The sequence below is a fragment of the Candidatus Palauibacter sp. genome (assembly GCF_965222475.1).
GTDB lineage: Bacteria > Gemmatimonadota > Gemmatimonadetes > Palauibacterales > Palauibacteraceae > Palauibacter.
Genome location: NZ_CBDCUB010000001.1, coordinates 810,846 through 829,998, shown reverse-complemented (window position 1 = coordinate 829,998; position 19,153 = coordinate 810,846). Strand labels below are relative to the sequence as shown.

The following is a 19,153-nucleotide window of genomic DNA, read 5'->3' as shown; positions in this document are numbered from 1 at the left end:
CCTGCCACAGGAGGGTGACCCGGCGCCCCGGCGTCGTTCACCACCCACAGACCCGACCCCGCAGTGCATCGAGTGTTCCTCGGGGTCGCGACACTGAGACGCCACGAACCCGTGAAGCGTTGCTTTGGCGACCGGCCGCGCGGGGCTACCCCGGAAGGTTGAAGAAGGCCAGGCCCAGGAGCACGTACACGCCGAGGAGAAGAACCCCCTCCATCCAGTGCGTCTCCCCGTCGCCGGAGATCTGTCCGACGACGATGACCGAAATCGCGACCGCCGCAACCTCGAGCGGGGTGAACACGAGGTCCATCGGAGCCGGACCGATCGCGTAGGAGAGGAAGACGAGCAGCGGCGCGATGAAGAGCGCGATCTGGAGCGAGGAGCCCACCGCGATCTGGAGCGACAGGTCCATCTTGTTGCGGAGCGCGACGAGGACCGCCGTCGAGTGCTCGGCCGCGTTCCCGACGAGGGCGACGACGATGACGCCGACGAAGACCTCGTTCATCCCGAGGGCGTGCGCCGCCTCCTCCGCCCCGCCCACGAGGATCTCGCTCATCCAGCCGACGAAGGCCGCCGCCGTCAGGAGGACCGCGAACGACCTCCCCTTCGACCAGGCGGCCCCCGCCGCGTGCCCGCCCTCCCCGCCCTCCCCGTGGTCCCCGTGGTGAGACGCGCCGCGGTAGAGGTCCGCATGCGTCGTGAACGCGAACACGAGCGAGAGCACGTAGCACACGATGAGGACGACGGCGATCTCGAGGCTGAGTGAGCCCGAGACCGTCGCTGCATCCCCTGCCGCCGCCGCACCCGGCCCGCCGCGCGTGAAGTGCAGGAGCGAGGGGATGATGAGGCCCACCGCGCTCAGCAGGAGGAGGGTGGCGCCGAGCCTCGCGGCGGTGCGGTTGAACACCTGTCGGCGGAACTTCAGACCGCCGAGCAGCGCGCCGAGCCCGAACACGAGGAGGATGTTCCCGATGATCGACCCCGTGAGCGACGCCTTCACGAGTTCGTGGAGGCCCGCCTTGAGGGCGAAGATGGCGATGATGAGTTCCGCGGCGTTCCCGAACGTCGCGTTCAGCAGCCCCCCGAGTCCGGCCCCCACATGCTCGGCCAGCATCTCCGTCGACTTCCCCATGAGTCCGGCGAGGGGAACGATCGCCACCGCCGAGGTAAGAAAGAGCGTGGTCGGAGACGCATGGACCACGTACTCGAGCACGAGGGTGATGGGAATGAAGACGAGGAACAGGTAGAGGGCGTTGTCCGCTTTCAGTCTGAAGGCCAACCCCACCTCCCCTTCGGTCGCCGGTCCTGAGCGGAGAAAGAGAGGCGCCGTCCGGATTCGAACCGGAGTAGGGGGCTTTGCAGGCCCCTGCCTAACCACTCGGCCACGGCGCCGGAGATCGCACAGCCTAATGAGCCGACCATCCCCCGGAAAGTCTCCGGACGCCGGGGCGCGGCGGCGTGCCCTCCTCGGGGGAGGACCCCGCTCGTAGCGGGGTTCGGCCATGGACTGCTATACTCGCGCAATGCTTCCGGAGATCCGGTGCCCACGCGCCCTCCCCCTCGCCATCCTCGCCCTCATCGCGCTCTCGGTACCCTGCGAGGCGCAGTTTCGCGACGCCCGCCTGCCGCGGTCCGGGCAGTTGTGGCTCCAGGTGGCGCCGACCCTGCTCAACTGGTCCGAGCAGTTCGCCCTCGACTCTTCGACCGACTCGATCGCCGACGGCGACCGGGAGCCGCTGGCGGGCCACTTCGACGGCCCGCTCGCCGGGCGGATGTTCCCGGCCCCCGACGCCCTCGTCGACGGGCTCAACGCGGATGCCGTCGCACTCGGCTTCGATCCGGTGACGCTCGAAGACTTCTCGTTCGGCGACCTCGATTTCTCGGTGATGCGGGCCCAGATCCGGCGGCTCGCGCTCGGGGCCGAGGTGGGCGTCCTCGACTGGGTCAGTGTAGGCTTCCGGGCGCCTTTCACTCTGACGGACATGACGACCGGATTCGCCTTCGACTCGACCGCCGCGACCGTCACCGGCGCGGCGTCCGGGCTGGGGCCCGGCGACGCGTTCAGCACGGACGCGCGGGCCGCTCTCGGATCACTCCGGCAGCTGATCGACAGCGGTGCGCTCACCGGCCCGGCGCTCTCCGACGCCATCGCGTTACGGGACAACACCTCGGCCTTCCTGAATGCGCTGGAGCGGCGCGCCGGCGGGGGGGGCCTGATTCCCACCGCTCCGAGCACGGCGGGATCGCAGATGCTGGGGCGGTTCGGGGGCTTCGCGGCCGCGTTCGAGGCTCTCGGGCTCTCGCTGCCGGAACTCGCCCTTCCCGAGTTCTCCAGTGAAGCCGACTTCGAGGCTCTCTTCCTCGGGGCGGGACTCGCCGACCGCCTCCCGGCGAATTCGAGGAACGGTCTCGCCCTCGGGGAGATCGAGGTCTTCGCGCGGGTCAACCTCATCGACCAGATCACCCGCCGTCGTCCGATTCCCGGCGCGACGGGGCCCGACGATCCGGAGCGAGGCATCCGGTTCCGAACCACCGTCGGCGGACTCCTGCGCGTCCCGATCCAGTCGCAGAACGCCCCGCCGTTCCGGGATCCCTCCAACTCCGCCGACATACCTCTCGGGGACGGACAGACCGATATCGAACTGGCGCTCTATCAGGATATCGCGTTCGGGCGCGTGTTCATGATCCAGGCGGCCGGCCACTACGGGATCCAGCAGTCGGACGCGTACGTGCTCCACGTCACCCCCCCGGATCAGCCGTACGTGAGCGGATCGCGCCAGACGCTCCTGTTCCGGGATCTCGGAGAGTACGTCCGGGTTCTCGTCCGGCCCACGCTGCGTCTGAACTCGGCGATGCGGATCGGCTTCGAGTACGACTACTTCAAGTTGGGGGATCCCTACTACGCCCTCACCGACCCGGAGTCGGAGATCGAGGACCCGAGCCTCGTTGCGGCCGAGGGATCGCAGACGCGCCACCGCGTCGGGTTGGGGTTCATCGTCGACCTGTCCGAGGCGGGCGGTCGGGAGGAATTGCGGTCGGGCGCGCGCCCGGTGCGGAACCCCTGGCGGTTCGGGATCTCGCTGCGACGGGCCATCGCCGGCTCCGGGGGACAGACGCCCGCCTCGTTCAGATTCGGCGCCGACTTCCGCATCCCGATCAACATCTTCTAGCGAGCCGTTCCCCGGGCCGTCCGGTCAGATCTGGCCGGCGAGCAGCTCCTCCGCATGGGCGCGCGAGGCGCGGCTGTCCGGGTCGCCTCCGAGCATGCGCGCCACCTCGAGCACGCGTTCGCCCCCGGTGAGCGCGCGCACCGACGTCCGGGTCGCCTCGCCCTCCGTGGTCTTGCCGATGGAGTAGTGCGCATTGGCCCGGGCCGCGATCTGCGCCAGGTGCGTCACCACGAGCACCTGATGCGCGGCGGAGAGGCGGATGAGCCGGTCGGCGATGCGGTGCGCCACCTCGCCCCCGATGCCGGCGTCGATTTCGTCGAACACGAGGATCGGGAGTTCATCGACTTCGATCAGCGCCGCCTCGAGCGCCAGCATGAGCCGGCTCATCTCACCTCCCGACGCGACCCGGCGGAGCGGGGCCGGCTGAAAGCCGGGATTCAGCGAGACGAGAAACTCCACCCGCTCCGTTCCCAGCCGCCGGATTTCCCCGTCTCCGACGAGTTGTACCGCGAGGCGGCCGCCCCGCAGCCCGAGGTCGGGGAGCGCGGCGTTGACCGCTTCGGAGAGCGCCTCGGCGGTGCGCCGCCGCCGCTCGGAGAGCCTGGACGCCCGCTCGGCCAGCTCCGCGGCCGCCTCCTCCCGGCCCGCCTCGAGGCGGGCGATTTCGTCGTCGGCTCCGTCGATCCGCTCCAGCTCGCGCCGGGCTTCCTCTCCCGTCCGGATGACCTCGGCGAGCGAGTCTCCATACTTCCGCTTCAGCCGGTAGAGGAGATCCTGGCGGAGGCGGATCTCGTCGAGACGGCGCGGGTCGTGCTCGATGGCGTCGCGATAGGGGGCGAGACCCAGTCCGAGTTCCTCGACGCTGCGGAGCGCCGCTTCGTGCAGGTCACGGAACAGGCTCGCGGCGGGGTCGATCGTGACGAGGGCGTCGAGTCGGTTGCCGAGTTCCCCGAGCTGGTCCACGACGGAGCCTTCCGCCTCGTACAGGCGGTGGTGGAGGAGACCGGAAAGCTCGATGAGTTCCTCGGAATGCGTGAGCCGGCGCGCCTCCGTCTCCAGTACCTCATCCTCGTCGGGCGAGAGCGAGGCCGCCGCGATCTCATCGCACTTGAAGCGCAGGTAGTCGGCGCGTTCCCGCCCTTCGCGAACCGTCTGGCGGACTCGCGCGAGCCGGGCGTCCAGGTCGCGCAACGTGTCGAAGGCCGCCGCCGTCTTCGCGACCAGCGCTTCATGGCGCCCGAACGCGTCGAGGATCCGCCGCTGGTGGCCTCGGTCGAGCAAACGCTGGTGCTCGTGCTGCCCATGCAGTTCGACGAGCCGCTCCCCGAGTTCGCGCAGCAGCCTCGTGGTGGCCGGAGAACCGTTGACCCAGGCCCGGTGGCGCCCCTCGCGGCGCAGCTCGCGACGGAGGATCAGCCAGCCGTCGTCGTGATCCACGCCCGCCTGCTCGCACAGCGACGCGATGCCCTCGACGCCCTCGACCTCGAAGCGGGCCTCGATCCGCGCCCGGCCCGCCCCGGCCCGGATCATGTCCGGGGAGGGGCGCCCGCCGACCAGCAGCGCGAGCGCCTCGACGAGGATCGACTTCCCGGCCCCGGTCTCGCCGCTGAGGACGCTGAGTCCCGGCCCGAACTCGAGGACGGCCTCCTCGACGACGGCGAAGTTCCGAACGCGAAGCTCGGTCAGCATCTCTCACCCATGGGCGCCGCCGCCGGATTCGGGATACGGGTGTGCGCGCACGTCTCCCCAGTGCAGCTTTCGTCGCAGCACCGTGAAGAACGAGTAGTCGGGCAGGCGCACGAGGCGCACGGGATGCCGTGAGCGGACGACCTGCACGCGGTCGCCGACCGATAGCGGACACCCGCGCTGTCCGTCGACGGTGAGCTGCAGGTCGCGATCGCCCGAAAGCAGTTCCACGGAGATTCGCGTGTCGCCCGCAAAGACGACCGGCCGCACGGCCAGGGTGTGCGGGGAGATCGGGGTGGCCACGATCCCTTCCATGGTGGGCGAGACGATCGGCCCGCCGGCCGAGAGGCTGTAGGCCGTGGAACCCGTCGCGGTGGCGAGGATGATCCCGTCCGCGCTGTACTGGCCGACCAGGTCGTCGTCCGCCAGCACCCGGTAGCTGATGAGGCGGGCGAAGCCGCTCTTGTGGATGACCGCGTCGTTGATCGCGTGGAAGCTCTTCGACTCCGGGGCGCCGGACCCGTTCACGCGCACCTCGATGCGCAGGGTAAGCCGCTCCTCCAGGTCGTATTCTCCGCTCGCCACGCTCGACATGGCCGCTTCGAGTTCGTCGGTCGGAACCAGGGTGAGGAACCCGAGTCGGCCCAGGTTGCACCCCAGCACCGGAATCCCGAGCGGTGCCGCGAACCGCGCGGCGCGCAGCAGCGTCCCGTCGCCTCCGAGCGTGAGCACGAGGGCGACATCTTCTCCGATCTCCTCCAGCGGCGCACACTCGCGGCGGCCGTCCGTCGCGAGCGACGGCTCGAAGACGAGCGAGATGCCCAACTCGGCCGCCTTCCGCTCGACGCGCGCGAGCAACGGCTCCAGGTGCGGAGATTCGGGATTACCGATGATGGCGAAGCGCATGGTAAACCTGCTTCCTCGAAGCTCTCAGCCCCGTATCAACGGTCGCGCTCGAGGATGAGGCGTCCGATCTCTCCAAGCCGGTCGGCGGCCTGGAACGACGCCAGCTCCCGGAACGCGCCGCGGCCCAGTTGTTCCGCCCTCTCCCTCGCTCCCCCGAGGCCCAGCACCGACGGCGTCGTGGCCTTTCCCAGCGCCGCGTCGCGGCCCCCGGCCTTCCCCATCCGGTGGGACGATCCCGTGACATCGAGAATATCATCCACGGTCTGGAACGCGAGGCCGATCGCGACCCCGAAGCGGGTCAGCCGGTCGACGGCCTCTTCCGGCGCCCCGGCCGCAATCCCGCCCATGGTGCAGCACGCGCTGATCAGGCTCGCGGTCTTGCCGAGATGAATGCGTTCGAGCGTCTCGAAGCTCACGTCCTCCCGTTCGGCCCGCAGGTCGAGAAGCTGCCCTCCCACCATGCCGACCCCGCCGGAAGCCCGGGCCAGGACCCTGATGAGCCGGGCGGTGATCTCGTCGCTCAGCTCGAGTCCGGCGGCTCCGTCGCCGACGGCGAGGATCGCGAGCGGCTGTATCGCCGCGCCCGCGAGGATCGCGACGCGCTCATCGTACCGCACGTGCAGGGTCGGCCGCCCCCGGCGCAGGTCGTCGTCATCCATGCAGGGGAGGTCGTCGTGAATCAGGGAGTAGGCGTGGACCAGCTCGGGGGCCAGCGCCAGGCGGTAGAGCCCACTCGGACGATCCGCCGCGCCTCCCCGCGGCGAGCCCCCGGCCGCCTCCCACGCGCCGATGAGGAGAAGGGGCCGAATCCGCTTCCCCGGCGCGAGGATGGCGTGGCGGATGGGCTCGGCGATCGGTCCGGCCTCCCGAAGGGCATCCCCCAGCCACGTCGCCAGTTCCTCGTCCACGGAGGCGCGCGCGGCCTCGAGACTCGGCCTCACGCCGGGGCCTCCGGCGCCTCCGACCCCGGGCCGGCCCCGTGGACCGCCGGTCCGTCCGCCTCCAGAGGCTTCGTGTCCAGCCTCCCCGTCGAGGTGCCGATCAGCTCCTCGACCTTGCCGCTCGCCGCCTCGAGCCAGCGGCGCGCCTCCCCGAGGCGTTCGATGCCCCGCTCGAAGAGCCGGATCGCCTCGTCGAGGCCGATGTCCTCCCGGTCGAGACGCTCGACGATCTCCTCCAGTTCGCGGACCGTCCGCTCGAACTCGAACTCGCGTTCGGACGACGCCGTCATGTCTCCGACTCCACCGCATCGGCGGTCGCGTCGACCCGGCCTCCGCGGACGCGGAGCCGGAAGCGGGTTCGGGGCTCGAAGTCCTCGACACGCGTGAGGCGCCGGCCCTCGAGGTCTGTGGCGACGGCGTATCCGCGGGCCACGGTCTCGAGGGGGCTGAGGGCGGCGAGAGTGGCGGCGAGACCGGCCAGGCGCGCACGCGACCGGGCGAGGGCTCGATCGATCCCCGGCGGGAGTCGCTTCTCGACGCCCTCCAGCCGCAGCTTCGCGACGTCCCGCACATGGCCGGCGGCCGCCGGGAGGCGTCGCCCGATCGCATCTACCCGATCCCGTCCGCGCGTGACGAAGCGGCGCAGCCCTAGTGCCAGCCCTCTTCCGGTCGTGTCGAGCGAGTCCCGCACGCGCCGGATGTCCGGCACCGCGAGTTCCGCCGCCGCCGAGGGGGTCGGCGCCCGCAGGTCGGCCACCAACTCGCAGAGCGTCACGTCGACCTCGTGCCCGATGGCGCAGATCACGGGGACCGGACTCTCGGCGACCGCCCTCACCGCGGTCTCCTCGTTGAAGCACCAGAGGTCCTCCGTGGACCCACCGCCCCGACTCAGGATGATCGCGTCGAGGGTCGAGCCGGGGCCGAGCGCGCTCCATTCGGCGACACGCCGCAGCGCATCCCGAACCTCGAGCGCCGCCCCCTCGCCCTGGACCCGGCAGTTGCGCACCACGACATCGACCCACGGGGCCCGCCGCCGGAGCACGATGAGCACGTCCTGGAGCGCCGCGCCCTTTCGCGCGGTCACGACGCCGATGCGGCGCGGGAACGGCGGCAGCGGCCGCTTTCGATCGGCCGCCAGCAGTCCCTCCGCGTCCAGACGCCGGCGCAGCCGCTCGAACGCGATCCTCCACAGCCCTTCCCCCGCCATCTCGATCGAGCGGACCCGCAGCTGGAATCGACCCTGCGCGGGATAGAGCGTGGGGCGCCCCTGCACGAAGACCTCCATCCCCGCGTCCGGATCCGCCGGCAGCCGCCAGGCGTCACCGCGGAAGAGGACGCACGACACACTCGCGTCGCGATCCTGATCCCGGAGCGAGAAGTAGCGGTGACCCGCGGGGGAGACCCTCCAGTTCGCGACCTCGCCGCGCACCCAGAGGTTCCCGAAGCGGGATTCCAGCGTCCCCCGGGCGGCCTCATTGAGTTCCGAGACCGTGACCGCAGACTCCGGCGACCGGCCGTCGCGGACCGGCGGCGGGGCGGCGGCCGCGGGCTCCGCCCGGATGTCCCTCTCCCCTTCCCCCTCCCCGAACAGCGAGGCCTGGCCGCGCGTGCTCATCCCGCCGCCCGCGCGGCCTCCGCCGGTGCCACGCACCCGATCCGCTCCGCCGACGTCACGGTGTTCCGAAGCAGCATGGCGATCGTCATCGGCCCCACACCCCCCGGGACCGGCGTGATCCAGCTCGCGCGCTCCGCGGCCTCGTCGAACGCGACGTCGCCGACCAGCCGGTATCCCCGCTCGAGCGAAGGATCCTCGACCCGGTTCACGCCCACATCGATGACGACGGCGCCCTCCCGCACCATGTCGCCGCGAACGATCTCCGGCCGCCCCACCGCGACGATCAGGATCTCGCCCTGGCGGGTCACCGCCCCGAGGTCCCGGGTCCGGCTGTGGGCGACCGTGACCGTGGCGTTCGCGCCCGGCTCCTTCTGCAACATGATCTGGGACATCGGCATCCCGACGATGTTCGAGCGGCCGACGATCACGACGTGGGCCCCCGAGGTGTCGACGCCCGTCCGCCGGATCAATTCCTGCACGCCGGCGGGCGTCGCGGGCCGGAACGCGTGCGGGTCTCCCTGTGCCATGCGCCCCTGGTTCACGGGATGAAATCCGTCGACGTCCCTGGCCGGATCGATCCTCTCGGTCACTTCCCGCTCGTCCAGGTGCCGCGGCAGGGGAAGCTGCACCAGGATCCCGTGGATTTCCGGGTCCGCGTTCAGTTCATCGACGATCGAGAGGAGGTCCGCCTGTCCGATATCGGCGGGCGGTGTGATATCGCGCGCGTGGAGCCCCGCTTCCTCGCATGCGCGGGTCTTCATCCGGACGTAGACGTGGGACGCCGGGTCGTCCCCGACGAGCACCACGCCGAGACCGGGCCGCACGCCGGTCCGGGAAAGGACCCGCACCCGGGACGCCACCTCCGAACGAATCTCGGCCGCGATTCGCCGTCCATCCAGGATCTGCGCCGCCATCTATTCCCCGTTTCTCCCTCTTTGAGCGTTGCCGCGGGCCTGGCTCCGCTTTTCGGGAGCCGGCCTCCTGTGCCTGAGCGTGAGGATTCAGCGTGCGAAGTCCACCGTACGCGACTCGCGCACGACGACCACCTTGATCTGCCCCGGATACTGCAGTTCGTTCTCGATCCGGCGTGCCGTCTGTTCCGACAGGACCGCCATCTCCTCGTCGGAGATCTTGTCCGGCGTCACCATGATGCGGATCTCCCGTCCCGCCTGGATCGCGTACACCTTCTCCACACCGTCCCACGAACTCGCGATCGCCTCCAACTTCTCGAGACGCTTCACATAGTGCTCGAACGACTCGCGCCGGGCGCCGGGGCGCGCGCCCGAGATCGCATCCGCCGCGGTCACGAGGAACGTTTCCGGATAGCGGGCGGGCTCCTCGCCGTGGTGGGCGCGGATCGCGTTCAGGACCGGATCCTTCTCTCCGCACTTCTTGCAGAGATCGTAACCGATCTCGACGTGACTTCCCTCCTTCTCGTGCGTGAGGCCCTTCCCGATGTCGTGCAGCAGCCCCATCCGCTTCACGATCCGGGCATCGAGCGACAGCTCCGCCGCCATGGTGGCGCCGATCAGCGCGACCTCGCGCGCGTGCGCGAGTTGGTTCTGCCCATAGCTCGTCCGGAAGCGCAGCACTCCGAGCACCTCGTGGAGCTTAGGGTGCAGATCGTGGATCCCCAGCTCGTAGAGCGTTTCGTCCGCGGCCTGGCGCATCGTCTTCCGGACGTCGTCCTTCGCCTTCTCGACCACCTCCTCGATCCGCCCCGGGTGGATCCGTCCGTCGCCGATCAGCCGGTCCATGGCGAGGCGGGCCACCTCGCGTCGAACCGGATCGAAACAGGAGAGGATGACCGCCTCGGGGGTGTCGTCCACGACCACGTCGACCCCGGTCGCGGCCTCGAACGATCGAATATTGCGACCTTCGCGCCCGATGATCCTGCCCTTCATGTCATCGCTGGGCAGCGTGACGACGGACACGGCGGCTTCGGAGGAGTGATCCACCGAGAGTTTCTCGATGGCCTGGGAGATGATCTTGCGGGCCTCGCGTTCGGCTTCGCTTCGGGCGCGCTCGCGCACCTCGCGCACGTGCTGCGCGGCGTCCGCACGCGCCTCGTCCCGAATCTGGCCCATGAGTTCGCGGCGAGCCGATTCCCGATCGAGCCCCGCGATCTCCTCCAGCCGGCGGCCGACGATGCGCTCGCGCTCGTCGAGCCGATCCGCCGTGGCCTCGAGTTCCGACCGCTCCCGGTCCACCGCGTCACGACGCTGATCGAGGCGTTCCTGGCGCTGGTCGAGAATCTCCAGCTTGCGCTCGAGGGTCTCGCTGCGCTCAACCGTCCGTTTCTCCAGCCGCTCGAGCTCGGACCGGCGCCGCTCGGCCTCGCTCGCCCACGCTTCGCGCAGCTGCTGCGCCTCCTCCCTTCCCTCCAGTTCCGCGGCCTTGCGCACGCTCTGCGCTTCGAGGCGAGCGGACTCGATGATGCCGCGCCCCTCCGTCTCCATCCGGCTGCGTGTCCGGCGCAGACCCCGGCGCTCTATCAGAATCCCCGCGATGCCCCCCGCCAGGAGACCCGCGATCGCCAGCAGGATGGCCGGCACGTTCATGGATTCCAGCACAGCCAGACTCCAATCCTCGATCGATCTATGAACAAAAAAAACCGGCGGAACATGTCCACCGGTGCATGCCGCTCAGGTCGAACGGATGCCTTCGTTCCGTTCGACCATCTATCTCGAGATGCCGCGACGCTCACGCGACGCCGCCTTTACGGACAGCACGACACCGACTTGCTTCCGTAACGAAACGTCGCGTTCGAATCTGGACGCCGCAAGGCGCGCGGGCGGCCTTCAGGCCGGGTCGGCCTCCGGGACCTCGGGGGCCTCGCGGGGCGTGGCCTCAGCCGCGGCGCCCGCCCCGACCAGCGCCTCGAGGCGTTCGGCCAGTTCGACGAGCCGAACCTCGACCGCCTGCGCCAGCGCTTCCGCATCACGGCGCTCCTCGAGCAGCTCATCGGTGATCTGGAGCGCCGCGAGAATGGCGGCGCGGTGCGGCTCCGCGACCCCCCGGACGTGAGCCCGCTGGATTGCGTCGTCCACGTATCTCGCGCAGGCCCGGGTATGCGACTCCGGGCGGTTGGTGCGGATCTGGTATTCTTCGCCGAAGATCATCACGCGCACCGGCGACGCTCCTCGTGCGGCACTCATACCTCATCCTCCACGAGCGCGAGCCGGGTGCGCAGGCGCTCGGCTTTCCGTTTCGCGCGCACCAGCGTCTCGTGAAGCTGCCGGTTCTCGTCTTCGAGCGCGCCGAGACGCTCCTCGAACCCGCCGTCCGGTTCCGCGCTCCGGGGCGCGCCCCGCAGGAGGCCCTCGACGTGCTCTCCGACCGCGTCCACGGCTCGGGACAGGCGCTCGAGCACCCTCTCGACCTCCCGGCGACGTTCAGGACCGGCGGATTCTGGCATCGACTCGTTCCTCCAGGGCAGCTGAGAGCGCGGACATCTCCGACTCTACGTCCTGATCGGTCAGCGTGCGATCTGGGGCACGGAAGCGGAACGTCCAGGCCAGCCCGAGACGACCGCCCTCGATCTCGTCACCGGAATAGACGTCGAAGAGGCGGACCTCGCGCAACAGATCCGATGTGTGTTCGCGTACCGTTCGTTCGATGGCGGCCGCGGCCACGCCCCGAGGCACCGTCATCGAGAGGTCCCGGCGCACTGCGGGGAAGGATGATGTCCGGCGGTACCGGGGAACGGCGCGTCCCTCCACGGCGTCCAGATCGAACTCGAGCGCGAAGGCGGGGGCCGCCCACGGCGGCGCGTCGATGCACGCGGCGTGCACGGCTCCCGCCACCCCGATCACGCGACCGTCCCTGACGGCCCGGAACCCGCCGTCCGCGAGCCAGGGCCCGGCCAGCGGCGGTCCCGGGACGGCGGCGGCCCCCTCCGCAACGCCCGGCGAAGGTTCCAGTTCGGCCCCGCACCGGTGGGCGAGCACGTCCGCGATCTCCTTGAGATCCCAGAGATCGAAGTCGAGACTCGCTCCGGACCAGTGATCCGGCCGCCGCGCACCCGTGATCAGCGCGCCCACGCGCCCCGCCTCCCCGAAGGTTCGGCCCGTCTCGCCGGACGGCCCGTTCCCCCCGGCGTAACCGAATACGGTACCCAGTTCGAACAGGCGCACGTCTCGATTGCCGCGCGCGTAGTTGTGCTCCAGGCGCCGCAGGAGCACCGGCACGAGGGCGGAACGCAGACAGCTCTCCTCGGCGGATAGAGGGTTCGGCACCGCGACGATCGCCCGGTTGCCGCGGAAATCCTGCGGCATGAAGCTCAGGCTGCGGGCTTCGAGCAGTCCGCGCCGGGTGAGCATCCTCCGCGCCCGGGCCTCCTTCGCGACCCGGGGGTCTTCGGGCACCGCGCTGGGCCTGAATCTGCGATCCTGCCCGGAGGCGGCATCGTACCCGACCCGGCGCGCCACTTCCTCCACGAGATCGATCTCCCGTTCCACATCCGTACGCCAGCCGGGCACGGAGACCCGCACACGATCCTGTACGCGGTCTCCGTCGCCGCCGGACTCGGCCGGCGGGAGGGGTTCGAAGCCGATCGGCCGCAGCGCGTCGAGAATGTCAGCGCCGGTGAGCCGGAACCCCAGCACCTGGTCCACACGCCCGACCCGCAACTCGATGGGTGCCGCGGACGACGGGCGGGGCCCCACCCGGAGCCCGATCGCGTCCGCCTCGCCGCCGGCCGCGGCGAGGATCAACTCGACGCAGCGAATGAGCGCCTGCTCCTGCGCGTGGACGTCGATCCCCCGCTCGAAGCGGTAGGACGCGTCGGTGGACAGCCCGGCGCCCGAGCGGGTCTTCCGTACCCCCGCGGGATCGAAGGCGGCGCACTCGATCAGCAGGTCCACCGTGTCCGCGGTGACCTCGGTGTCGAGCCCGCCCATCACGCCGGCGAAAGCGACCGCGCGATCCCGGTCGGCGATGACCGTCTGGTCCGGCGCCAGTTCGTGCTCCTCGCCGTCGAGCGTCGTCAGCGGCTCGCCCGCCACGGCCGCGCGGACGCGGATCTCGGCCCCCGCCAGCCGCGCGAGGTCGAAGGCGTGCAGCGGCTGGTTGCGTTCGAGGAGGACGTAGTTCGTGGCATCGACGACGTTGCTGATCGGGCGTGCGCCCGCCGCCAGGAGACGGCCCGCGAGCCACGCGGGCGAGGGACCCACCCTCACGCCGCGCACGACGGCGGCCATGTAGCGCGAGCAGCGCTCCGGTGCCTCGATGCGGACCCTCACCCCGGCGCCCTCCGCCTCCGCGTCTCCGTCGCGCCATTCGGGGGTCCAGCGCGTTCCGCCGAAGTCGCGCGGCGCCAGCGCTCCGGACAATTCCCGCGCGACGCCCATGTGGCAGGCGAGATCCACGCGGTTCGGATTCAGGTCGAGCGTCAGGCGGGTGTCCGGGAGGCCGAGGGCTCCGGCGAGAGAGACCCCCGGCTCGAGGTCGTCGCCGAGCCGCATGATTCCCCCCTTGTCGCGGCCGAGTTCGAGTTCGGCCTCGGAGCAGAGCATCCCGTGGCTCAACTCGCCGCGGATTTTCAGACTCTCGATCCGGAATCCGCCGGGGAGCCGGCCTCCGGGCGCCACGTGGGCGTAGAGCCCGCCCCGCTCGATGACGGGTGCTCCGCAAACGACATCGAGCACCTCGCCGCCGCCCCGGTCCACCCTGCACAGCGTGAGCCGGTCCGCGTTCGGATGCGCCGCCAGCTCCAGCACGCGCGCCGCCACGATGCCGTCGAGCCGCTGTCCAACGGTTTCGATCTTCCCCACGGCGGCCGCGGTCATGGTCAGGTGCTCGGCGAGGACCCGCGGATCCCGCAGCTCGCCGCGCAACCCCGCCAACTCATGGATCCAGTTGAAGGAGATGTTCATACGAACTGCCTCAGGAAACTCATCTCCCCCTCGTAGAGAAGCCGCATGTCGGGAATGCCGTGCCGGACCATGGCGATCCGCGCCGGCCCCATGCCGAAGGCGTAGCCGGTGTAGCGCTCCGGATCGTAGCCGACGGCCTCGAACACGGCGGGATCCACCATCCCGCTGCCCATGATCGTGATCCAGCCGGTGCGCTTGCAGGTCGGGCAGCCGCTCCCCCGGCACACCGCGCACGACACGTCCACCTCGGCGGAGGGTTCCGTGAACGGATAGAACGAAGGCCGAAACCGGCTCTTCGTCCCGGCGCCGAAGAAGTGACGCACGAAGTGCTGGATCGCGGCGCGGAACTCGACGAAGTCCACGCCCTCATCGACCGCGAGACCCTCGATCTGTTCGAACGCCGGGGCGTGCGAAGGGTCGAACGAATCCCGCCGGTACGCGAGTCCCGGGACGACGACGCGCACGGGCGGCGCGAACGCTTCCATGACGCGCGCCTGGACGGGCGACGTATGGGTACGCAGCACGGTGTCGTCGTCCAGGTAGAACGTGTCCATCATGTCCGCGGCGGGGTGATCGAGCGGGATGTTGAGCGCGGTGAAGTTGTACCACGTCGACTCGACCTCCGGTCCGAGCACGCGCGTGAAGCCGAGTTCCGCGAAGATGTCGCAGATCTCGTCGATCACGCGGGTCACGGGATGGACGCCGCCGACCCAACGCCCGCGCGCGGGCAGCGTGAGGTCGACGCCGCCGCTCGGAGCGCGAGCCGCTGCGGCCAAATGCCGGTCCTGCCGCTCGAGCGCCTCGCTCAGCGACGTCTTCACGGCATTGGCGCGTTGCCCGACCTCCCGCCGGGCCGCCGGCTCGACCGTCCCGATGGAGGACATCACCCGGGCCAACTGCCCGTTCCGACCGAGGTATTCCACCCGGGCCGACTCGAGAGCGGCAGCGTCACTCGCCTCCCCGATCGCGGCGTGCCCCTCCGCCCCGATCCCGGCGAGCCGATCGAGGAGAGACGCTCCGGCCGGGGTCATGGGGCGTTGGCTTTGGCCACCTCGACAAGCTTGGTAAAGGCGACCGGGTCCCGAATGGCCAGGTCCGCGAGCACTTTGCGGTTGAGATCCACGCCGGCCGTCCTGAGCCCGCTGACGAAACGCGAGTAGGAGATGCCGTGCTGCCGGGCCGCGGCATTGATGCGGGCGATCCACAGGCGTCGGAAATCGCGCTTCTTTCGGCGCCTGCCCACGTAGGCGTAGGCCCAGCCGCGCTCGACCGAATTCTTGGCCGTACGATAGAGCTTCGACCGCGCCCCGAACTGGCCGCGGGCTTCCTTGAGTATCTTCTTCTTGCGACGGTTACGTGCAACGCTGCTCGTCACGCGTGGCATGACCGCACCTCCTGCTACTGTGCTGGAAAGTCGGGGCGGGCTAAAGCAGCCCGTGGCGAAACCCCGACTGCATTCGAGCGACGCGGGATTTCGCCACGGACTGCTATGTCCCCAGAAGTCGCTTCACCCGCTTCTCATCCGCCTTCGCCACAAGCGTCCCCTGGCGGAGCCGACGCTTACGCTTCGGGCTCTTCTTCGTGAGGATGTGGCTGTGGTAGGCACGCTGGCGCCGGAACTTGCCGCTCCCCGTCTTTCGGAACCGCTTCGCGGCGGACCGGTTCGTCTTCATCTTCGGCATATGGCGTCCACTCCGTCTGGCCTCCGTCCGGCGACGGAGGATCGATCTCCGATTCCCGCGAGCCGGCCTAGGTCCGGTGCGGCCCCATCAGCATGGTCATCGTACGGCCTTCGTGCGCGATGTCCGACTCCACCACCGCGATATCCTGCAGTTCCTGCTTCACGCGGTCGAGAATCCGTCTCCCTCGCTCGGGGTGCGTGATCTCGCGTCCGCGGAACATGAGCGTGAACTTCACCTTGTCACCATCACCCAGGAACCTGCGCGCGTGGCGCATCTTGAAGTCGATGTCGTGCGTCTCGATCTTCGGCCGCAGCTTCACCTCCTTGACGGTGATGATGTGCTGTTTCTTCTTCGCCTCCCGGGCCTTCCGCGCCTGCGCGTACTTGTACTTCCCGAAATCCATCAGCCGGCAGACGGGCGGCCGCGCCGCGGGCGCTACTTCCACCAGGTCCAGTCCGCGCTCGGCCGCCAGCGCGCGGGCTTCGTCCGTGGCGACGATTCCGAGCTGGTCACCCTTCTCGTCGATGAGCCGGATCGGGCTGATCCGGATTTTGTCGTTGACTCGTGGGTCTCCGTTCACTTCACCTCATAAAAAAAGCCCGGTTCGGCGCCGGCCGACCGGGCACGACGATACGCCCCTCAGCGGGGGTATGCCGTTGACCCGGCAGCAACACGATCCCGTGCGCCGATAGGGTGGGGGCATCGCGGCCCCGCTTCCGTTTTTTTTCGACCCCGTCAACCTGCCTCACCGGCACCCCGGTGTCAATGAAACCCTCGCCGCCCGAGACGGATCACGCCTCGAGGGAGCGGGTTGCGACGCGGTCGAAGATACGGCGGATGAAGTCGTCGAGGGAGACGATCTCCTGTTTCCGGCTCGCGCGGCGGGCGCGCACGGCGACCGTGCCGGCCTCGATCTCGCGGTCTCCGACGACGAGCAGGTAGGGGATCTTCTGCAGTTCTCCGTCGCGGATGCGGTAGCCGAGCGTGTCCGAGCGGTCGTCGAGTTCGACGCGCAGGCCCCGCGCGGCGAGCCGGTCGCGGATCCCGGCCGCGGCGGGTGCGTGCACGTCCGTGATCGGGATCACGCGGACCTGCACCGGCGCGAGCCAGGGGGGAAACGCGCCGGCGAAGTGCTCGATGAGGACGCCGGTGAAGCGCTCCAGCGTGCCGAAGATCGCGCGGTGGATCATGACGGGCCGGTGCGGCTTGTTGTCCGGGCCCATGTACTCGAGGTCGAAACGGTCGGGCAGGTTGAAGTCGAGCTGGATCGTGGCTCCCTGCCATTCCCGCCCGATGGCATCCTGGTATTTGATGTCGATTTTCGGGCCATAGAAGGCGCCCCCGCCTTCGTCCACTTCATATTCCAGTTCGGCCCTGTCCAGCGCCTCGCGCAGCGCGGCCTCCGCCATATCCCAGACCTCGTCGCCGCCGATCCGCTTCTCCCCGTGGGGACGCGTTGCAAGATCGAACCGATAGTCGAGGCCCAGGGTCGTCATCACAGTGTCCACCAGTTCGAGACAGATGAAGATCTCGTCCTCGATCTGGTCCGGGGTACAGAAGACGTGCCCGTCATCCATGGTGAGCATGCGCACGCGCAGCAGCCCGTGCAGCGTCCCCGACCGCTCGTATCGGTACACGTTCGCGACCTCCGACAGCCGGACCGGGAGGTCCCGGTAGCTGCGCGGGCGCGCCGCGTAGATCGTGATGTGCCCCGGACAGTTCATGGGCTTCACGCGGAACGCCTCGCCTTCGGCGCCCTCCATGCGGGGATACATGTTCTCCGCGTAGTTCGGCAGGTGTCCGGAGCGCCGGAAGAGCGCTTCGCTCGAGAGGTGGGGCGTGTACACGACATCGTAGCCGCGCGACTGCTGCAGGTCCTCGATCCAGCGCCGCAGTTCCTGCTGTATGCGCGCGCCCTTCGGGTGCCAGCACACGAGCCCCGGACCGATATCCTCCTGAATCGAGAACAGGTCGAGTTCGCGGCCCAGCTTCCGGTGGTCGCGCTTCCGCGCCTCTTCGCGGCGGGTGATGAATGCATCGAGCGCGCTGCCCGAATAGAAGGCGGTGCCGTAGATGCGCTGCAGCATCCGCCGCCGTTCGTCGCCGCGCCAGTAGGCTCCGGCCGCACTGAGAAGCTTGAAGTACCGGATCTCGCCGGTCCGCGGCGCGTGCGGCCCCCGGCAGAGGTCGAGGAACGGGCCGTTGCGATAGACGGAGATCGCCTCATCCTCCGGGATCTCGGCCAATCGCTCCAGCTTGAGGGGATCGTCGGCGAACAGTTCCCGCGCTTCGTCGCGTCCTACTTCGCGGCGCTCGAACCGGTCGTCCGCCGTGACGACTTCTGCCATCGCACGCTCTATCCTGTCCAGATCCTTGGGCATGAAGGGCGCGGGGACGTCGAAGTCATAGTAGAAACCGTCGTCGATGGGCGGGCCGAAGCCGATCCCCGCCCCCGGATAGAGTTCGCGGACGGCCGTCGCCAACGCGTGCGCCGCGGAGTGCCGGAGCACGTAGAGCGCGTCGGGGTCGCCGTCGTCACGGGTGACGATCGCCACCTCCGCCCCGTCGGGGAGCGGCGCCGACAGATCCGAGAGCTGCCCATCGATGCGCGCGGCCACGGCGGCGCGGGCCAACCCGGGCCCGATGGCGGCGGCGAGGTCCGCCGCGGTGGCGCCGGACGCCAGTTCCTTCGGCGAGCCGTCGGGGAGCGAGATGGAGATGTGGGGGTCGTTCATCGGCCTACCCGTCGATGGACGATGCTGTCGGATGTCGGTGGACGCGGAAGCTAGGGTCGGGTCAGGGGATCACCAAGTCCGGGTCAGGGCCCGACCTCGGAATCCCGCACGACTCCGTAGTGGACGACGCCTCCTCTCTCATCGACTACGACCCAGATGAACGCGCCCAAACGGTCGGCGAGCGCGCCCGAAACGAAACCGAGCCGATGCACTTCTCCGCGGGGCCGAACGAGACGAAAGCCGTCCGCGTCGCGTTCCAGTCGACCGATCAGGGGTCGCTCGCCGTCTACCGAGAGGATTTCCCAGGACGAGGCCTCGAGAGCCGTGCCCGGAAGTTCGGCCCGCACAAGCCGACCCGTGAGGCGCACCCGGGCCCCGGCCAGTCGCCGGATCTCTTCGAGAAGAACGCCGGTCACCAGCCGCGACTGGCCGTCTTCCGCCTCAACGACCGTGTACGGGAACGGGTCGCTCCCAACCACTCGCACCCTTCCCTCGAACGACGCCGGGCCGATTTCACCCACCCGGTCCGGGCCTTCGCCGAGTCT

The 19,153-nt window shown here is 69.7% G+C and carries 18 protein-coding genes and 1 tRNA gene; 1 reads left to right on the top strand and 18 read right to left on the bottom strand.

Annotated elements, in window-relative coordinates; genetic code table 11:
- Positions 1-145: 145 nt before the first annotated feature.
- On the bottom strand, positions 146-1,276 hold the full coding sequence (cax, locus tag ACOQPP_RS03585; RefSeq protein ID WP_420635880.1) for a calcium/proton exchanger: 1,131 nt from the start codon (positions 1,274-1,276) through the stop codon (positions 146-148).
- 42 nt (positions 1,277-1,318) lie between these two features.
- Positions 1,319-1,389 (bottom strand) — tRNA-Cys (locus ACOQPP_RS03580).
- Positions 1,390-1,499: 110 nt separating this feature from the next.
- On the opposite strand from ACOQPP_RS03580, the gene ACOQPP_RS03575 reads away from it, so the two are divergent.
- On the top strand, positions 1,500-3,167 hold the full coding sequence (locus tag ACOQPP_RS03575; protein WP_420635879.1) for a hypothetical protein: 1,668 nt from the start codon (positions 1,500-1,502) through the stop codon (positions 3,165-3,167).
- A 24-nt stretch (positions 3,168-3,191) separates the two neighbouring features.
- Here ACOQPP_RS03575 and recN read toward each other — a convergent pair whose 3' ends face one another.
- From recN to ACOQPP_RS03495, 16 genes are all read right to left on the bottom strand, one after another.
- Positions 3,192-4,856, bottom strand: coding sequence for a DNA repair protein RecN (gene recN / locus ACOQPP_RS03570; RefSeq protein ID WP_420635878.1), 1,665 nt, complete (start codon positions 4,854-4,856; stop codon positions 3,192-3,194).
- 3 nt (positions 4,857-4,859) lie between these two features.
- Positions 4,860-5,759, bottom strand: a complete 900-nt coding sequence (locus ACOQPP_RS03565) for an NAD(+)/NADH kinase (RefSeq protein ID WP_419165802.1) — start codon at positions 5,757-5,759, stop codon at positions 4,860-4,862.
- Between the two features lie 35 nt (positions 5,760-5,794).
- On the bottom strand, positions 5,795-6,700 hold the full coding sequence (locus ACOQPP_RS03560) for a polyprenyl synthetase family protein (protein WP_420635877.1): 906 nt from the start codon (positions 6,698-6,700) through the stop codon (positions 5,795-5,797).
- Entirely contained in the window at positions 6,697-6,990 is a 294-nt protein-coding gene (gene xseB / locus ACOQPP_RS03555; RefSeq protein ID WP_419165800.1) for an exodeoxyribonuclease VII small subunit, read from the bottom strand. The genes ACOQPP_RS03560 and xseB overlap by 4 nt, the downstream gene beginning before the upstream one ends.
- The gene (xseA, locus tag ACOQPP_RS03550; protein ID WP_420635876.1) at positions 6,987-8,315 is read right to left on the bottom strand and encodes an exodeoxyribonuclease VII large subunit; all 1,329 of its coding nucleotides are present in this window, start codon (positions 8,313-8,315) and stop codon (positions 6,987-6,989) included. Before xseA ends, xseB begins: the two co-directional genes overlap by 4 nt.
- Positions 8,312-9,229, bottom strand: coding sequence for a bifunctional methylenetetrahydrofolate dehydrogenase/methenyltetrahydrofolate cyclohydrolase FolD (gene folD / locus ACOQPP_RS03545; protein ID WP_419165798.1), 918 nt, complete (start codon positions 9,227-9,229; stop codon positions 8,312-8,314). The genes xseA and folD overlap by 4 nt, the downstream gene beginning before the upstream one ends.
- 87 nt (positions 9,230-9,316) lie before the next feature.
- On the bottom strand, positions 9,317-10,888 hold the full coding sequence (gene rny / locus ACOQPP_RS03540) for a ribonuclease Y (RefSeq protein ID WP_419165797.1): 1,572 nt from the start codon (positions 10,886-10,888) through the stop codon (positions 9,317-9,319).
- Positions 10,889-11,116: 228 nt separating this feature from the next.
- Complete coding sequence (locus ACOQPP_RS03535; RefSeq protein WP_420635875.1) at positions 11,117-11,473, bottom strand: cell division protein ZapA; 357 nt, start codon at positions 11,471-11,473, stop codon at positions 11,117-11,119.
- Complete coding sequence (locus ACOQPP_RS03530; protein ID WP_419165795.1) at positions 11,470-11,733, bottom strand: hypothetical protein; 264 nt, start codon at positions 11,731-11,733, stop codon at positions 11,470-11,472. Before ACOQPP_RS03530 ends, ACOQPP_RS03535 begins: the two co-directional genes overlap by 4 nt.
- Entirely contained in the window at positions 11,711-14,191 is a 2,481-nt protein-coding gene (gene pheT / locus ACOQPP_RS03525) for a phenylalanine--tRNA ligase subunit beta (RefSeq protein ID WP_419165794.1), read from the bottom strand. The genes ACOQPP_RS03530 and pheT overlap by 23 nt, the downstream gene beginning before the upstream one ends.
- Positions 14,188-15,222 carry a phenylalanine--tRNA ligase subunit alpha gene (pheS, locus tag ACOQPP_RS03520; protein WP_419165793.1) on the bottom strand — a complete coding sequence of 345 codons (1,035 nt, stop codon included), beginning with the start codon at positions 15,220-15,222 and terminating at the stop codon, positions 14,188-14,190. Before pheS ends, pheT begins: the two co-directional genes overlap by 4 nt.
- A complete protein-coding gene (gene rplT / locus ACOQPP_RS03515; protein WP_419165792.1) occupies positions 15,219-15,575 on the bottom strand; it encodes a 50S ribosomal protein L20 in 357 nt (118 codons plus the stop codon). The genes pheS and rplT overlap by 4 nt, the downstream gene beginning before the upstream one ends.
- Before the next feature lie 103 nt (positions 15,576-15,678).
- On the bottom strand, positions 15,679-15,873 hold the full coding sequence (gene rpmI / locus ACOQPP_RS03510; protein ID WP_419165791.1) for a 50S ribosomal protein L35: 195 nt from the start codon (positions 15,871-15,873) through the stop codon (positions 15,679-15,681).
- A 67-nt stretch (positions 15,874-15,940) separates the two neighbouring features.
- Positions 15,941-16,453 (bottom strand): translation initiation factor IF-3, encoded by a 513-nt coding sequence (gene infC, locus ACOQPP_RS03505; protein WP_419165790.1) that lies wholly within the window; start codon positions 16,451-16,453, stop codon positions 15,941-15,943.
- 211 nt (positions 16,454-16,664) lie between these two features.
- Positions 16,665-18,608 carry a threonine--tRNA ligase gene (thrS, locus tag ACOQPP_RS03500; protein ID WP_419165789.1) on the bottom strand — a complete coding sequence of 648 codons (1,944 nt, stop codon included), beginning with the start codon at positions 18,606-18,608 and terminating at the stop codon, positions 16,665-16,667.
- A gap of 83 nt (positions 18,609-18,691) precedes the next feature.
- Positions 18,692-19,093 carry a hypothetical protein gene (locus tag ACOQPP_RS03495; protein WP_420635874.1) on the bottom strand — a complete coding sequence of 134 codons (402 nt, stop codon included), beginning with the start codon at positions 19,091-19,093 and terminating at the stop codon, positions 18,692-18,694.
- Positions 19,094-19,153 lie beyond the last annotated feature (60 nt).

What these genes read in the sequence shown, in the direction of transcription:
- thrS (WP_419165789.1), bottom strand. Translation starts at nt 18,608, where the DNA reads ATGAACGACCCCCACATCTCCATCTCGCTCCCCGACGGCTCGCCGAAG.
- rpmI (WP_419165791.1), bottom strand. Translation starts at nt 15,873, where the DNA reads ATGCCGAAGATGAAGACGAACCGGTCCGCCGCGAAGCGGTTCCGAAAG.
- recN (WP_420635878.1), bottom strand. Translation starts at nt 4,856, where the DNA reads ATGCTGACCGAGCTTCGCGTTCGGAACTTCGCCGTCGTCGAGGAGGCC.
- folD (WP_419165798.1), bottom strand. Translation starts at nt 9,229, where the DNA reads ATGGCGGCGCAGATCCTGGATGGACGGCGAATCGCGGCCGAGATTCGT.
- ACOQPP_RS03565 (WP_419165802.1), bottom strand. Translation starts at nt 5,759, where the DNA reads ATGCGCTTCGCCATCATCGGTAATCCCGAATCTCCGCACCTGGAGCCG.
- xseB (WP_419165800.1), bottom strand. Translation starts at nt 6,990, where the DNA reads ATGACGGCGTCGTCCGAACGCGAGTTCGAGTTCGAGCGGACGGTCCGC.
- ACOQPP_RS03575 (WP_420635879.1), top strand. Translation starts at nt 1,500, where the DNA reads ATGGACTGCTATACTCGCGCAATGCTTCCGGAGATCCGGTGCCCACGC.
- pheS (WP_419165793.1), bottom strand. Translation starts at nt 15,222, where the DNA reads ATGACCCCGGCCGGAGCGTCTCTCCTCGATCGGCTCGCCGGGATCGGG.
- rplT (WP_419165792.1), bottom strand. Translation starts at nt 15,575, where the DNA reads ATGCCACGCGTGACGAGCAGCGTTGCACGTAACCGTCGCAAGAAGAAG.
- xseA (WP_420635876.1), bottom strand. Translation starts at nt 8,315, where the DNA reads ATGAGCACGCGCGGCCAGGCCTCGCTGTTCGGGGAGGGGGAAGGGGAG.
- ACOQPP_RS03530 (WP_419165795.1), bottom strand. Translation starts at nt 11,733, where the DNA reads ATGCCAGAATCCGCCGGTCCTGAACGTCGCCGGGAGGTCGAGAGGGTG.
- ACOQPP_RS03535 (WP_420635875.1), bottom strand. Translation starts at nt 11,473, where the DNA reads ATGAGTGCCGCACGAGGAGCGTCGCCGGTGCGCGTGATGATCTTCGGC.
- pheT (WP_419165794.1), bottom strand. Translation starts at nt 14,191, where the DNA reads ATGAACATCTCCTTCAACTGGATCCATGAGTTGGCGGGGTTGCGCGGC.